Annotated in this window: 13 protein-coding genes; all 13 read left to right on the top strand. The window is 70.9% G+C overall.

Annotated elements, in window-relative coordinates; all coding sequences use genetic code 11:
- A partial coding sequence (locus VHK87_RS07700) for a PLP-dependent aminotransferase family protein (protein WP_329634321.1) occupies positions 1-1,134 on the top strand: 1,134 nt, incomplete at its 5' end.
- A 65-nt stretch (positions 1,135-1,199) separates the two neighbouring features.
- The gene (locus VHK87_RS07695) at positions 1,200-3,041 is read left to right on the top strand and encodes a DUF885 domain-containing protein (RefSeq protein ID WP_329634320.1); all 1,842 of its coding nucleotides are present in this window, start codon (positions 1,200-1,202) and stop codon (positions 3,039-3,041) included.
- 80 nt (positions 3,042-3,121) lie between these two features.
- Complete coding sequence (locus VHK87_RS07690; protein ID WP_329634319.1) at positions 3,122-3,589, top strand: hypothetical protein; 468 nt, start codon at positions 3,122-3,124, stop codon at positions 3,587-3,589.
- A gap of 72 nt (positions 3,590-3,661) precedes the next feature.
- Complete coding sequence (locus tag VHK87_RS07685; protein ID WP_329634318.1) at positions 3,662-3,838, top strand: hypothetical protein; 177 nt, start codon at positions 3,662-3,664, stop codon at positions 3,836-3,838.
- 129 nt (positions 3,839-3,967) lie between these two features.
- On the top strand, positions 3,968-4,849 hold the full coding sequence (locus tag VHK87_RS07680; RefSeq protein WP_329634317.1) for a nucleotidyltransferase domain-containing protein: 882 nt from the start codon (positions 3,968-3,970) through the stop codon (positions 4,847-4,849).
- A 316-nt stretch (positions 4,850-5,165) separates the two neighbouring features.
- Entirely contained in the window at positions 5,166-5,291 is a 126-nt protein-coding gene (locus tag VHK87_RS07675) for a hypothetical protein (protein ID WP_329634316.1), read from the top strand.
- Positions 5,292-5,351: 60 nt separating this feature from the next.
- A complete protein-coding gene (locus tag VHK87_RS07670; protein ID WP_329634315.1) occupies positions 5,352-6,284 on the top strand; it encodes a DMT family transporter in 933 nt (310 codons plus the stop codon).
- Positions 6,285-6,388: 104 nt separating this feature from the next.
- Positions 6,389-6,862: a VOC family protein gene (locus VHK87_RS07665; RefSeq protein ID WP_329634314.1), complete on the top strand. Its 474-nt coding sequence runs from the start codon at positions 6,389-6,391 to the stop codon at positions 6,860-6,862.
- A 193-nt stretch (positions 6,863-7,055) separates the two neighbouring features.
- Complete coding sequence (locus tag VHK87_RS07660; RefSeq protein ID WP_329634313.1) at positions 7,056-8,567, top strand: glucan biosynthesis protein; 1,512 nt, start codon at positions 7,056-7,058, stop codon at positions 8,565-8,567.
- 106 nt (positions 8,568-8,673) lie between these two features.
- Positions 8,674-10,500 (top strand): acyltransferase family protein, encoded by a 1,827-nt coding sequence (locus VHK87_RS07655; protein ID WP_329634312.1) that lies wholly within the window; start codon positions 8,674-8,676, stop codon positions 10,498-10,500.
- 106 nt (positions 10,501-10,606) lie between these two features.
- Positions 10,607-12,544, top strand: a complete 1,938-nt coding sequence (mdoH, locus tag VHK87_RS07650) for a glucans biosynthesis glucosyltransferase MdoH (RefSeq protein ID WP_329634311.1) — start codon at positions 10,607-10,609, stop codon at positions 12,542-12,544.
- Positions 12,545-13,084: 540 nt separating this feature from the next.
- On the top strand, positions 13,085-14,887 hold the full coding sequence (locus tag VHK87_RS07645) for an ABC transporter ATP-binding protein (RefSeq protein ID WP_329634310.1): 1,803 nt from the start codon (positions 13,085-13,087) through the stop codon (positions 14,885-14,887).
- The coding region (locus VHK87_RS07640; protein ID WP_329634309.1) for an ABC transporter ATP-binding protein at positions 14,884-15,831 on the top strand (948 nt) is incomplete at its 3' end. The genes VHK87_RS07645 and VHK87_RS07640, both read left to right, overlap by 4 nt.

The following is a 15,831-nucleotide window of genomic DNA, read 5'->3' as shown; positions in this document are numbered from 1 at the left end:
TTCGTCAGGGCTCGCGCCGCGGCGGACGATCCCGGCCTCGTCGACCTCAGCATGAACCTGCCGCCGCCGGCGGATGGGATCTCGCTGGCGGCGCTGCTGCGTGACACAACCGCGGCGGTGCTCCAGCGAACCGATCCGGCCACGCTGATGGCCTATCATCCAGGCGCCGGGACGGTCAGCCAGCAAACCGCCGCCGCCCGCTGGCTAGCGCCCGCGCTCGGTGACGTTTCTCCAGATCGCGTGCTGTTGAGCGCCGGCGCCCAAACGGCCCTGGCGGCGACGCTCTCGGCTATCTGCACCCCAGGTGACGTGCTGGCCGTAGAGCCGCTCACCTATCCCGGGTTGAAGGCGCTCGCGGCACAGCTTGGTCTGCAACTCGCGGCCTGCCCAGCGGACGACGAGGGGCTCCGGCCAGAGGCGCTCGAGCGCCTCGTTCGGGGGACACGCGCGCGCGCGCTTTACGTCATCCCGACCATGCAGAACCCGACGGCTGTGACCCTGGGCCCGGCCCGGCGGCGCGAGATCGCAAGGATTGCTGAGGCCAGCGACCTCTGGATCATCGAGGACGATCCCTACAGCCGCCTATCGGATCGGCCGCTTCCGGCGATCGCGAGCCTGGCTCCCGAGCGGACGATCCACATCGCGACGCTGTCGAAGTGCCTGTCGCCGGGCCTTCGGACGGCCTTCGTCGCGTGCCCGGGCGGCCTTGTGCGCCGGCTGGAGGATAGCCTGCGGGCCCTCTCGCTGATGCCGTCCCCGCTGATGAGTGCGGTGGTGACCGCCTGGATCCGGGAGGGAACGGCCGAGGCGCTGCTGGCCGGCGTACGGCGCGAGGCGAGGGCGCGCCGACAGCTCGCCGCGGAGATCCTGCCCGCGGCCGTCGGGTCTTCCGATAACATCCACGTCTGGATGCCGCTCTCCAAGGGCTGGAGCCCCGAGCGGCTGGGACAGGCGGCGCATGCGCGCGGGCTCTCCCTGGTCGGCGCCGATACCTTCGCGGCGGGCGCCGACTTCGACAACGGCGTTCGGATATCGCTCGGCGCGACCGCCAAGCGGGCGGCGTTGGCGGACGCCCTCAAGGCGGTCGCGCAGGTGACGGGGGGCGATCCGCTCCGGCCACGGCTGGTCGTCTGACCCCAAACCATCGACTTCAATGCGAAACAAGGCAATCTGCGGCCAGATATCGAGGGGCGTTGCTCATGCGTAGAACCATCGCGATCGGCCTGGCCCTGGCCCTGGCGCTCGCGGGCGCCGCGCCGCAGGCCCTGGCGCAGGCCGCCGCGCCTGCCGCCGCTCAGGCCACCAGCGAGAGCCGCGCGTTCACCGCCTGGCTCGACCAGCAGTACGAGCAGGAACTGCAGATGGACCCTGAAGGGCTCACCATGCAGGGCCGCAAGGACCAGTACGACAAGCTGACCGACCGCAGCGAGGCCCAGGGCGACGCGCTGCTCGCCTGGCGGCGCGCGAGCGTGGCGGAGATGAAGCGCCGGTTCGATCCGGCGAAACTGGACGAGGAGGGGCGGACCAGCTTCGAGGTCTGGGCGCTGGAGCTGCAGCGGGCCGAGACCTCCAACCGGTGGCGCCGCCACCGCTACATCTTCGCCCGCGGCGGGGCGCACACCGGCCTGCCCAACTTCCTGATCAACTTCCACCGCGTGGACGAGCCGGCCGACATGGCCGCCTACATCGCCCGCGTCCGCCAGATGGACGACGCGCTCGACCAGTTGCTGGTGCGCGCGAAGGCGGCGGCGGACGGCGGGGTGCGGATGCCGCAGTTCGCCTACGATCGCTCCATCGACGAGGTGGGCCGGGTGACCGGCGGCGCGCCGTTCGCGGCGGGCGCGGACTCCGCCCTGCTGGCGGACGGCAAGGCCAAGATCGCGGCCCTGCAGAAGGCCGGCAAGATCGACCAGCGCCAGGCCGACGCGTTCACCCGCGAGCTCACCGAGGCGATGACCGCCGAAATGAAGCCCGGCTACGACCGGCTGCTCGCCTGGCTGAAGGCCGACCGGGAGAACACCGCCCCCGAGGCCAAGGGCGCCCACGCGCTGCCGAACGGCCGCGACTACTACGATGCGGCGCTGTTCCTGCAGACGACCACCGACATGACCGCCGACCAGATCCACGAGCTGGGACTTTCGGAGGTCGCCCGCCTGCGGGCCGAGATGGAGGCGGTGAAGGCCAAGACCGGCTTCAAGGGATCGCTGGAGGATTTCTTCGTCTTCATGCGCACCGACAGGCGCTTCTACCTGCCCAACACCGACGAGGGGCGGGCGCAGTACATCGCCATGGCCGACGCCTACCTCGCCGGTATGAAGAAGAAGCTGCCGGAGTACTTCGGCATCCTGCCCAAGGCTGACCTGGTGGTGAAGCGGGTGGAGCCGTTCCGCGAAGAGCCGGGCGGCGCCCAGCACTATTTCGCCGGCACGCCCGACGGCTCACGGCCGGGTGTCTTCTACGCCCACCTGTCGGACATGAGCGCCATGCCGACCTACCAGCTGGAGAACATCGCCTACCACGAGGGCCTGCCGGGCCATCACATGCAGATCTCGATCGCCCAGGAGCTCACAGGCCTGCCGAAGTTCCGCACCCAGTACGACTACACCGCCTATTCGGAAGGCTGGGGTCTCTACTCGGAGAAGCTGGCCAAGGAGATGGGCTTCGAGACCGACCCCTACAACGACTTCGGCCGGCTCTCCGGCGAGATCTGGCGGGCCATCCGGCTGGTGGTCGACACAGGCATGCACGCCAAGGGCTGGAGCCAGGAGCAGGCCGTCGCCTACTTCAAGGCCAACTCGGCCCAACCGGAGGCGGCGATCCGCTCGGAGATCCAGCGTTACCTGGTCAATCCCGGCCAGGCGACCAGCTACAAGGTCGGCATGATCCGCATCCAGGCGATGCGGGAAGAAGCCAAGACGGCGCTCGGCGACAAGTTCGACATCCGCGCCTTCCACGACGTGGTGCTGGGCGGCGGCGCGCTACCGCTGCCGGTGCTGGAGGCGCGCGTGCGGCGCTGGGTGGAGCGCACCAAGGCGAACTGACCGGATCGCGCCGAAGTGGTTGATCCTGCGCCCTGCACGATGAATGATACCGGTGTCATTCTCAACCCGCGGAGACCCCGATGCCGCTCAAGCCCTGGCTGATCTTCGCCGCCGTCCTCTCGAGCGGTCCCGCTTTCGCCGACGCCGTGCCGCCGGCGGAGGTCGCCGCCGCCGTCGCCAAAGCCGCGCCGCAGATGAAGATCACAGGCGCCGAGCTGAAGGAGCGGGACGGCCGCCGCTACTACGACGTCGAGGGCGAGCTGCCGGGCGGCGGGGAGATCGAGCTCGACCTCCTGCAGACGCCGGCCGGCTGGGAGGTGGTGGAGGTCCAGCGGGACATCGGCTGGGCCGCCGCGCCGCAGGCGGTGCGCACCGCCGCCGCCGGGTCCTGGCGCGGCCCCGATCCGGCGCGGGTGATCGAGAGCCGCCAGACCGACGGAGCGGTGATCTACGAACTTTTCGCGCCGGGCCGGCCGCAGACCCCGGCGCTGGAGGTGATGCTGAAGCACGGCGCCGCCAAGGTGCTGGCGGAGGTCTGGCCGCACTGAACGGCCGCGCTGCGTCTCATTCCGAACACCGCCGCGATCAATGCTAAGTTCCGGAGTTCGGGAGCCTTTTCGATGCCCAGGGTGTTGCCGGTGTTCGCTGGCGGGAGCGTTCTCGCCGTGGCGGCTTACTTCGTCTCGTCGCAGCTGCTGGCGGGCGCGACAGTGCTCGTCATCGCCGCGATTGTGGTCGTCTGCTTCGGCGTCGGGGCATTCACGACCAACCTCATTCTGGACTGGCTGGGCCGATAGAGCTTAGGCTCGCGTCCATGTGCACCGCCGAGCGCTTCAGGGGCTGAGCCCCCGACCCGCCGGGCCTTCGGGCCCGCCCCTGGCGAGCCGCGTCCGCCGCGGCCGCGCGCGCACTCACGGACACATCCCATGACCCATCCGGACGCCTTCGCGCCCACCCCGTACGCCGAGCTCAACGGCGTCCTCGCCCACCTGCTGGCGGGCGCCCAGGCGGCGCTGAAGGACAACTTCGTCGGCGCCTACCTGCAGGGCTCCTTCGCCGTCGGCGACTTCACCCCCTGGAGCGACTGCGACTTCATCGTGGTGACCCACCAGGACCTCTCGCCCGACCAGTTGGCCGCCCTGCAGGCCCTTCACGAGGAGATCCACACCCTGCCGGCGCCCTACTGGCGGACAGGGCTGGAAGGCTCCTACGCTCCCAAGGCGATCCTGCGCCGCTATTCGACGACGCCGCGCGATCCGCCGGGCGAGCCTCGGGCCGACGACTGGGGCGATCCGGGAATGAGCGGCGCCCCAGCGAAAGCCTACCCGTTTTGGTACCTCGACCATGGCTCCAAGACCCTGGTCCGCTCGGAGCACGACAACAGCCAGGTGGTCCGCTGGTGCCTGCGGGAGAAGGGCGTGGCGCTGGCCGGGCCCGACCCGAAGACGCTGGTGGACCCTGTGCCGCCGGAGGCGCTGAAGGCGGAGGTGCGCGCCACCATGGACCTGTGCGTCGCCGTGGGCCTGGAGCCGATGGACATGGTCGCCTGGCAGGCCTTCTGGGTCGGCCTGTTCTGCCGGATCCTGCACACCCTGGAGACCGGCGAGGTCACCTCCAAGAAGGCGGCGATGACCTGGGCCGAGGGCGCGCTGGACCCGGCCTGGCGCGGCCTGATCTCCAGGGCCAAGGCGCTGAAGAAGGGCGACGCCAGCTCGGCCGAGCCGTCCGACCCGGCCGAGGTGGCGGCGACAAGGGCCTTCGTCCGCTACGCGATCGGGTTCGCCGACGCGAGGGCGCGAGGCCGTTGATCTTGCGAAGCTTCTTCCTAGATCAACAGCTGCCGTCGGGCGCCGCTCTCGGGCCCGGCGGCGGCCCCCGCGAGGGGCCGGTTCGTACCATGTTGCTTTACGGAGGATGTGGTCATGACGCGGTTCAAAAGCTGGATGCGGGACATGGGCGCGCGCTGGATGGCGTCGGCCCGACGCGTCGGCGAGACGGCGCGCCGCTGGGCGCCCCGCAGCCGCGGCGGCTCCGCCGCCTGAGGCGCTCCCGCTCCACCGGGCCGGACGCCGACCGGGCCGGCCCGGCTTCTTCCCCCATGTTGCTTCCATCGAGGATGTGGAGATGAGGAAGATCCGCAATCCGCCGCCTCGGCATCACGCCGAGGCGCTGGCGATGGTGGCCGCTCCGGCCTTCGGCGCCTTCGCCTACGCGCTCCTGACGATCGCCGCCGCTGTCGCCGCAGGCTAGGCGGCGCTGGACGGCCTGCCCCGGGGCGGCGTAAGCGGCGCTCTCACGCGCGGAGAATCCATGGCTGAAAGGGCGCCCGCCCCGACCGGGGCTTCCGGGCTGAGCCGGCTGCTCGACAAGCCCTATGCGCTGCTGGTGCTGACGACCCTCGCCTGGGGCGGCAATGCGGTGGCGAGCCGGCTGGCGGTGGGCGAGATCGCGCCGATGGCGCTGACCGCCGGGCGCTGGGGCCTGGTGCTGGCCGTCCTTGGGCTGTTCGCCCGCCGGCAGGTGGGGACCGGGCTTGCGCAGCTGCGCACCCAGTGGCGCGCGGCCCTGATCATGGGCGCCACCGGCTTCACCGCCTTCAACGCGCTCTTCTACCTGGCCGCACACCACACCAGCGCGGTGAACATCTCGATCATCCAGGGGTCGATTCCCGTGCTGGTGATGCTCGGCGCGCTGGTCCTGCACCGCACGCCGGTCCGGCCGGGACAGGCGGTCGGCATGGCCATGACCCTGGTCGGCGTCGCCCTGGTGGCCAGCCATGGCGACCTGGCCAGTCTCGCAAGGTTGAAGCTCAACATCGGCGACCTCTTCATGCTGATCGCCTGCGCCCTCTACGCCGGCTACACCCTGGCGCTGCGCGGGCGGACCGGGATCGGCGGCCTCGGCTTCTTCGCTGGGCTGGCCTGCGCCGCCTTCGCCACCTCGCTGCCGCTGCTGGCGGCGGAGATCGCAGCGGGCCAGGGGGGCTGGCCGACCCCGCAGGGCTGGGTCGTGCTGGCCTACGTCGCGCTGGCGCCGTCCTTCGTGGCGCAGGTCTTCTACATGCGGGCGGTCGAGCTGATCGGGCCCGGCCGGGCGGGCCTGTTCATCAATCTGGTGCCGATCTTCGGCGCCCTGCTGGCGGTGCTGATCCTCTCCGAACCCTTCGGCCTGCACCATGCCGCGGCCCTGGTGCTCGTCCTGACCGGGATCCTGGTCGCCGAACGCAGCGCGCGAAGTTCCTGACCTGGCCGGTGTCGGGATCGACGCCGCCCGTTCGTCCTCGGGTCGAAGCGCTCCTCCTCGGGGCGCAGGATGGCCGCCCGGCCGAGACCTACGGAGAGACGACGATGATGAAGGTGACCCAGCACCTCTGGTTCGAGAAGGACATGGAGGAGGCGCTGCGCTTCTACACCGGCCTGGTGAGCGGCTCGGCGATCGAGTCCATCACCACCATTCCGTCCGAAACCCCCAGCGGGCCGGCCGGCAGCGTGAAGATCGCCTCCTTCACCCTGGGGGACCAGCGCTACATGGCCATCGAGGCCGGGCCGCTCGACCCCTTCAACCACAGCTTCTCGGTGATGGTCGAATGCGACGACCAGGCTGAGATCGACCGCCTGTGGTCGGCCTTCCTGGACGGCGGCACGCCCGAGCAGTGCGGCTGGATCCGCGACCGCTGGGGTCTGTGCTGGCAGATCGCGCCCAAGCGGCTCGGCGAGCTGATGAGCGATCCGGACCCGGCCGTCGCCAAGCGCGTCACCGATCAGATGCTCAAGATGGTCAAGCTCGACATCGCTCCGCTGGAGGCGGCGGCGAGGGGGTGATCGGCGCGGGTGACAGGCAGGGGCCGTGCGGCCCCCACCAGTCAGCGGAGGCGGTCGGTGACCGGTTGGGGCGTAGCCTTCACCTGTCACCCCGCTCTCGCCCGCGGCATCTCGGAGATTGCATCGAAATCGCCGTTGTGGTCCTCACCGCACCCGGCCGTGCACGTACACGGTCCCGTGAGGATGGACCTTGGTGGCATCGAGGAAAGGCAGTCTGACGCTGCGCCGGCGCGACCTGCTGGTCGGTCTGGCCGCCCTGTCCGCGCTGCCGCGAGCGGCCGCCGCCCGCCCGTCCCGCACCGCCGAGGCCGTGCGCCGCAAGGCCCAGGCCCTGGCGCGCCGGCCCTACGCGCCGCCGACCGCGCCGCTGCCGCCGGAGTTGGCGGGCCTCGACTACGACGGCTACCGCGAGCTGCGCTTCCGGCCGGAGAGGGCCGTCTGGCGCGAGCTCGGCCTGCCGTTCCAGCTGCAGATGTTCCCACGCGGCGGCCTGCATACCCAGCCCGTCGAGATCTACGAGGTGGTGGATGGCGACTTCCGCCCCATCGCCTACAGCGCCGACCTGTTCACCTCGAAGAAGCTGGATGCGACGGTGCTGGCGCCCGATGCTGGCTTCGCCGGCTTCCGCATCCATGCGCCGCTGAACGATCCGGCCTGGTACGACGAGTTCGCGGTCTTTCTGGGCGCCAGCTACTTTCGGGCCGCGCCGCGCGGCGGCGTCTACGGCCTCTCCGCCCGGGCGATCGAGGTGGGTTCGGGCGAGCCAGCCGAGGAGTTCCCCGCCTTCCGCGCCTTCTTCGTCGAGCGGCCTCTGCCGGGCGCCACCAGCCTGACCGTCCACGCCCTGCTGGACGGGCCGAGCCTCTCCGGGGCCTACCACTTCACCATCGCGCCGGGCGAGCCGACGGTGTTCGACGTGGCCGCCACCCTCTACCCGCGCGCGCCGCTGAGCCGGGCGGGGATCGCCCCGCTCACCAGCATGTATCTCTACGGCCCCGGCGGGGCGCACGCCTTCGACGACTTCCGTCCCCAGGTTCACGATTCCGACGGCCTGCTGCTGGCCAGGGCCCAGGGCGGCCGCGAGTGGCGGGCGCTGGCCAACCCGCCGGTGGTCCAGATCAGCCGCTTTGACGAGCCCACGGCCGGCGGCTTCGGCCTCACCCAGCGCCAGCGCAGCTTCGAGGCCTACCAGGACCTGGAGGCCCACTATCACCGCCGCCCCTGCGCCTGGGTGGAGCCGCAGGGCGACTGGGGCGCCGGCGCCGTCCAACTGGTGGAGCTGCCGGCCCGCGGCGAGGGCGAGGACAACATCGTCGCCTCCTGGCGTCCCGGCGCGCCGCTGCCGGCCCGCGAGCCGTTCGCCTTCGCCTACCGGCTGCACTGGTCGGCTGCCCCGGCCGCGGCCAAGCCTCTGGTCCCGGTCGCCGCCTGGCGCGGCGGCCGTGGCGACGAGGCGCCCTGGCGGCGGTTCATCGTCGACTTCGGGCCGGTGGAGGGCGCGTCGCTCTCGGACCTGACGGCGGACGTAGCGGCCAGCGCCGGCGCGGTGCGCCACGTGACGCTGCAGCCCAACCCCAACCGGGCCGGCGCGCGAGTGACCTTCGAGTACGACCCGCAGGCGGCCAGCGTCAGCGAGCTTCGGGCGCGGCTCGTCAGGACCGGCGAATCGATCTCCGAATCCTGGGTCCGGCGGTGGCCGGCATGAGGCGGAACTTGCTTCATCGGCGGTCAGTCAGCGCTCTGGCGGCGGCTCTGCGGCCATGCGGCTTGCACCTGGTGCGCGCCTGGGCTCGCACTGCGGGCGAACGCCCATGAACCGAACTCCGCAGACCCCCGCGCCCTCCGGCGACTTCGCCGGCTGGTCCGGCGCCCGGCGCGCTGATCTCGACTGGCTGCGCATCGGCGCCTTCGGCCTGTTGATCCTGTTCCACGTCGGCCTCGTGTATGCGCCCTACGACTGGCACATCCAGAGCACCCACCGGTTCGGCTGGATGGAGGGGGCGCTGCTGCTCTCCAGCCCCTGGCGGCTGACCCTGCTGTTCCTGGTCTCCGGGGCGGCGCTGCGGTTCATGACCCGGCGGCGGACGGCCGGGGAGGTGGCCTCCGCCCGCATGGAGCGGCTGTTGCCGCCGCTGATCTTCGGGACCCTGGTGCTGATTCCGCCGCAGTCCTTCATCGAGGCGACCGACAAGGGATTCTGGTCGGGCGACCTCGCCCACTGGTGGCTGCAGGAGTTCAGCCCGGCGGGCCTGAGCGACGGCGTGCCGGTGAACCACCTCTGGTTCCTCGTTTACCTGACCGCCTACACCCTGGCCGTCGTACCTCTGATGGCGCGGCCGCAGCTTTCGGCCAGGCTGGGCGACGCCCTGGAGACGTCGCTGCGCGGCTGGGGCGTCCTCTTGGTCCCGATCGTCTACCTCGTCGTCGTGCGGCTGCTGATCTACCCGTGGATCGGGGTCACCAACCGGCTGACCTGGGACTGGTACAACCACGCCCAGTCCTTCGGCGCCTTCCTGTTCGGCTACCTGCTGGTCGGCCGGCAGAGCGTCTGGGATAGCCTTGAGCGGCTGCGCGGGACCAGCCTCGCCCTGGCCGCCGGCGCGCTGGGCGTGATGGTCGCCCAGGCTATGCATCCGGGCGGCGGCGCCTTCTGGGGCGTGCCGCAGAACATCGCCTACGGGTTCGCCCAGTGGCTGGTGATCGCCGCGGTGCTGGGGTTTGCGAGCCGACATCTGCGGAACGCCAACACGCCGCTGCTCACCTATCTGACCAACGCGGTCTTTCCCATGTACCTCGCCCACCAGACGATCTTGGTGGTTGCGGTGTGGCTGCTGAAGCCGGCCCTCTTGCCTGCCGGGCTGGAGGCGCTGATCCTGGTGGCCGTCACCTTGGGCGGCAGCCTGCTGGTCTACGAAGTCGTGCGCCGGATCCCGTTCATCCGTCCGATCTGGGGGCTGAAGCCCTCCGACGCGGCGCCGTCGATGCGGTTCGCCCGCCGGCGCGCGCTGCTGCGCTTCGGGATCGCTGCGCCGCTCCTGGCGGCCGCCTTCACGGTCATGGCCGTGCTGGCCTACCCCGACTTCAACCATTCCCGGCAGTATCTCAGCGAGCTCGGCGGGCCGACCGCCGCCAATCCGCTGATCTTCAACACCGGCGTGCTGGCCGCCGCCGTCCTTGCCGGGCTGGCGGGCCTGGGCCTCGGCCTCTCGGTCCTGGCGCTGACGGGCGCGCGGATCCTCGGCGGGCTGATCGCGGTGGTGTTCGTGCTCGCCGGATTCGGCCTGGGGGCCGCGGCGCTCTATCCCTGGCCCGACCCGCGGCACCTGGCGATCAACCTGGCGCTCGGCATTCAGCTCGCCCCGCTGCTGCTTTTGTGGGCGCTGTGGGGCCGGCGGGACCTCAAGAGGCTCAAGCAGTTCCTCGCCGCGGTCTTCGTGGTGATGGCCGCCCTCACGGTCGTCACCAAGCACCTGGTGTTCCCGGGCCTGGTCAACGACGCCAACGTCGGCTGGTGGGAGCGGGCCTACGCGGTCGTCCTCGTCGGCTGGGTCGGGGTTGCGGCGTTTTTGCTCGAGCGGCGGCTGAGGGCGGAGGCGCCGAATGCGCCGATCGCCCAAGCTTCCGCCACAATCGGCTGATTAGCGATTAAATCACGGTTTCGTGTTTGAACCCGGTGGGGTAAAGCGGATGCTGCGTTGCAGCACGGGTTTGGCGATTCCGGCGCTGATTGGTCCGAAGGCGAACATGAGCATCCTGGCGACGAAAATCGCACCTGCGTCTTACTGGAGCGAGACGCCCGAATTGCCTGAGGAGGCGCCCCTGGCCATGCCGCGTCAGCGGCTGGACGGGGAGGGGCCCGACCTCGCGCCCGCCCCGTCCACCTCGCCCCCGGGGATCGTCGGCCGCCGCCTCACGCTGCTGGCGGCCACACTGGCGCTCACGGGCCTGATGGCCTGGGGTCCCTGGCTCCTCTACGCCCGCGAGGGCTTCCAGCCGCTGGAAGTCGTCGGCTTTTCGCTCTTCCTCGTGCTGGCCGCGTGCATCTGCACCTGGTTCTGCAGCGCCTCGGCGGGCCTGTGGGTGCTGGTGACCGGCCGCGAGCAGCAGGACCTGGCGTTCTCCGCCCGGCCGGCCGCGCCGAGGACCCGCACGGCGCTGCTGATGCCGCTCTACAACGAGGACGCCGCGGCCGCCTTTGGCCGGTTGCAGGCCCTGGATGCGGCGCTGGGCCGGCTGGGCGTCGCCGACGCCTTCGACATTTTCGTGCTCAGCGACACCCGCTCCGAAGAGATCGCAGCCGCCGAGCGGGCCGCCTACTGGGATTTCTCGGCGCAGGCCAACACCCGCGTCTACCTGCGCCGGCGGGCCACCAACGTGGAGCGCAAGGCCGGCAACGTGGGCGACTGGGTCCGCCGGTTCGGCGGGGCCTACGACTTCATGATCGTGCTCGACGCCGACTCCAGCATGGCCGGCGAGACCGTCCTGCGCCTCGTCGACGCCATGGAGCGCCACCCGGACGTGGGCCTGATCCAGACCACGCCGACCATCGTCGGCGCCCGCACCCTGTTCGCCTGGGGCTGCCAGTTCGGCGTGCAGATGTACGGCCGCGTGGCCGCCGCGGGCCTGGCCTGGTGGACGGGCGCCGAGTCCAGCTACTGGGGCCACAACGCCATAGTGCGGGTGAAGGCCTTCGCGGCGGCGGCCGGCCTGCCGATCCTGCCCGGCGAGCGGCCGTTCGGCGGTCACATCCTCAGTCACGACGTGGTCGAGGCCGCGCTGCTGCGCCGGGCCGGCTGGGGCGTGCACCTGACCGCCGCCCTCGACGGCAGCTGCGAGCAGACCCCGCCGAACATCATCGAGTTCATGCGCCGCGATAACCGCTGGTGCCAGGGCAACCTGCAGCACCTGCGCCTCTTGAAGGCCCGCGGCCTGCACCCGATCAGCCGCCTGCAGCTGGTGCTGGGCTGCCTGGCCTATCTCTGCTCGCCGTTGTGGCTGGCGGCCCTGACGCTGGGCCTCGCCAGCCAACTCGGCAACCCCGTGGACTGGGCCTCCTTCTTCTACTTCCTCGACCCACGCTTCTCGCCCTTCATGCTCACCAGCCTGCTGTCGGTGGTGCTGCTGATGGGACCCAAGCTGATGGGGGCGGCCCTGGTGCTCAGCCGGCCGCACGAGCGGCGCGCATTCGGCGGCGGCGCGGCGGTGATCAAAAGCCTGGGCGCCGAGATCCTGCTGTCGGCCGCCTTGGCTCCTGTGCTGATGGTCGCCAACACCCGCTCGGTGCTGCAGACCCTGCGCGGCCGCGATGTCGGCTGGGGTGTCCAGCGCCGCGATGGCGCAGGCCTGGACTGGAGCGAGGCCCTTCAGGCCACCCGCTGGCACGCCATCGTCGGCGCCGGCTTCGTGGCCGGCCTGTGCATCCGCCCCGACCTGTCGGTGGCCTTCGCCCCGGTCGTGCTGCCCCTGCTGCTGGCCCCGGTCCTGGCGGTCATGAGCTCGCGGCGGCTCACGGCGCGCGAGCTTGCGAGCTTTGCAGTGATGCGCGAGCCGGTGGAGGTCGCCGCGATGCCGGCGCTGGTGGTGGCCGGGCCCGGCGCGCGCGCCATGCGCTCCGTGCATCCCTTCGACTTCCCCGCCGACGCCGACCTGGCGGTGTCGCCCGCGCCGTCGGCCGGGAGCTGACCCACTCATCCGGACGAGCTCCGGGTTCATCCCCGCGAAGGCGGGCACCCACTCTGAACTCCGTGCAGGCGGTGAGTCCGCACTGGATTCCCGCCTTGGCGGGAATGAGCGGGGGGGAGGGGAGCGGTGCGGATGAACGGTGTGCGCGCGTTCCCGCATACCCCCGATCTCCGACCTTGACGGGCGCGGCGTGCCCCTTTAGCTTCAGCGGCTCACTCGGACTTGGACCCACAGCGAAGGAGGCGCGAGCGTGAATCGACCGTATTGCCCCGCCCTTCGCCGGATCGCCGCCGAGTTTCATTAACTCCCGCTGAGTTGCTCCTCGGTCGGCGCCGCATCGACGCCCCTCGACCGATGGAAGCTTCTCGTGTCCACCCCGATTCCCGACAGCGGCTTCAGCCGCCACTCGCGCCCGCTTTGCGCGGCGGCTGAGCGCGTCTGCGCGCGGCCCCGGGCCAGCCGCGCGGCTGCGTCCGGGACTGGCGGCGGGCGCCCCTCATCTTCCTCCCTGTTCCTCCCCAAGCACACGGCGGCACGGTCATGACCGACGCGACTTTCGACGAGTACGACGAGGACGAGACGGTTGGCGGCCGACGCCGCACCCTCACCAACACCCAGCTCCTGGGCTTCATCTGGCGTCATTGGACGGCGGAGCCGCGGCGGTTTGCGCTGGCGGCAGGGATCTTCCTGACCGCAACCTTCTGCGACATGGCCATCCCCTGGGCGATCGGCGACCTGATGGACGCGGTCTCCAGGCAGGGCCAGGCGGACCTGGCGTGGCAGGCCTGGGCGGCGCTGTCGGGGCTATACGCGGCCTTCTACATCCTGCGCACCCTGGGCTTCCGGTCCCTGAACGGCTTCTACGCCCGGATCATGGAGCGGATCGTCACCCAGGGCTTCGCGCGGGTGCAGAGCTATTCGTCCGACTGGCACGCCTCCAACTTCGCCGGGGCGACGGTGCGCAAGGTCAGTCGGGCGATGTGGGGCTACGACTCGGCCTCCGACGCCCTGCTGGTCATGCTGATGCCGACCCTGGTGGTGCTGGGCGGGCTGGCGATCTCGATGAGCCTGCGCTGGCCGCTGGTGGGCCTGTTCGTGGCCGTGCTGATCGCCTTCTTCGCCGCCTACAACATCCTTATGGCCAAGTACTTCACCCAGCCGGCCAACCAGCTCTCCAACCGCCTGGACTCCTCCATCGGCGCGGCCCTGGCCGACGCCATCGGCGGCAACCCAGTGGTCAAGAGCTTCGGCGCGGAGGCGCGGGAGGAGCAGCGGTTCGGCGAGGTCGCGGCCCGGTGGCGCCGTTCGGTGATCCGCACCTGGAACCGGTTCAACATCACCGGAATGGGCCAGAACCTGATGCTGATCCTGCTGCAGGCGGGGCTGACGGGCATGCTGCTGCACGCCTGGACGCAGGGCCGAGCCTCGCCGGGCGACGTGGCCTTCGCAGTGACCAGCTTCATGCTGATGGCCGGCTACATGCGGAACTTCTCGGAGATCACCCGCATGCTGCAGAAGGGCCTCGACGACAGCCTCGACGTGGCGATGTTCATGCGCACGCCGCCCCAGCTCGCCGACAAGCCCGGCGCGCCGCCATTCCGCGGCGAGATGGGCGAGATCGTCTTCGACCGGGTGACCTTCGGCTACGAGAACCAGCCGGCGGCGCTCTACCGCGACTTCTCCCTGCGCATCGCGCCGGGCGAGCGGGTGGCGCTGGTCGGGCCGACGGGCTCGGGCAAGTCGACCTTCGTGAAGCTGGTCCAGCGGCTCTACGACCTGCAGGGCGGCAGGATCCTGATCGACGGCCAGGACATCGCCGGGGTGCGGCAGGGCTCCCTGCGCCGGGCCATCGCGGTGGTGCCGCAGGACCCGGCGCTGTTCCACCGGTCCATCGCCGAGAACATCGCCTATGGCCGGCCCGACGCCACGCCCGACGAGGTCGAGCTTGCGGCCCGTCGGGCGCGCGCCCACGACTTCATCGCCACCCTGCCCAAGGGCTATGACACGCTGGTCGGCGAGCGGGGCGTGAAGCTGTCCGGGGGCGAGCGTCAGCGGGTGGCCATCGCCCGGGCGTTCCTCGCGGATGCGCCGATCCTGGTGCTGGACGAGGCGACCAGCTCGCTGGACGTGGAGACCGAGCGCCAGGTGCAGGCGGCGATGGAGGAGCTGATGGTGGGGCGGACCACCATCGTCATCGCACACCGGCTGTCCACCATCCGGTCCGCCGACCGGATCCTGGTGTTCGACCGTGGGCGGATCGTGGAGGAGGGCCGGCACGGCGAGCTGGTCGGGGCCGGCGGCGCCTACGCGCGCCTGCATGCAGTGACGGAGGGCGCGGCGTGAGCGAGGAACTGTTCGACGAGGACGAGGGCCCGCGCAAGCGGGTCCTCTCCAACAGCCAGGTGCTGGCCTTCGTGGCCAGCCTCTGGCTGCGGCGGCCAGTCCTGCTGGCCGCCGCCATCGGCCTGCTCCTGGTCGCCATCGGCTTCGACCTGGCGCTGCCCTGGGCGGCGGGCCAGCTGGTCGATGCGGTGGCGGCCGGCCCCTCCAACGCCGACGCGGCCTGGCAGGGCTGGGCGCTGTTCGTCGGCGTCTACGTCTGCTTCTCGGTGGTGCGGAACATCGCGTTCCGGTTCTGGAACCCGCTGGCGGCCCGCAACATGAAGGAGCTGACCGACGAGGCGTTCAGGAAGGTGCAGTCCTTCTCGGCCGACTGGCACGCCGACAACTTCGCCGGCGCGACGGTGCGCAAGCTGACACGGGCCATGTGGGGCTACGACCAGGTCTCGGACGCGGTGGTGATCTGGCTCGGCCCGGCCTTCTGCGTGCTGGTCGGGCTGTCGGTGATGATGATGCTGCGCTGGCCCGCGGTGGGCCTGTTCTCGCTGATCTCGGTGGCGCTCTACGTCGGCGCGACGCTGGCGCTGAACAAGTACTACACACGGCCCGCGAACCTGAAGTCGGTGGCGCTGGACTCCAAGATCGGCGGGGCTCTGGCGGACTCCGTCAGCTCCAACCCCACCGTGAAAGCGTTCGGAGCCGAGCGCCGGGAGGAGGCGCGGCTCGCCCTTGTCACCGAGGAGTGGCGGGTCGCGACCTTGCGCACTTGGAACCGGTTCATGGACACCTGGCTGGTGCAGAACCTCGTGCTGGTGATGCTGCAGGCCGGGCTGACGGGCCTGCTCGTCCGGCAATGGGCGCGGGGGGAGGCCAAGCCCGGGGACGTGGCCTTCGCCATCACCTCGTTCATGCTGATGAGCGGCTACCTGCGCAACATCGGCGAGAAC

The sequence above is a fragment of the Phenylobacterium sp. genome (assembly GCF_036263695.1).
In the GTDB taxonomy this organism is placed as follows: Bacteria; Pseudomonadota; Alphaproteobacteria; order Caulobacterales; family Caulobacteraceae; genus Phenylobacterium.
This window is presented reverse-complemented; position numbering and strand designations above follow the sequence as displayed.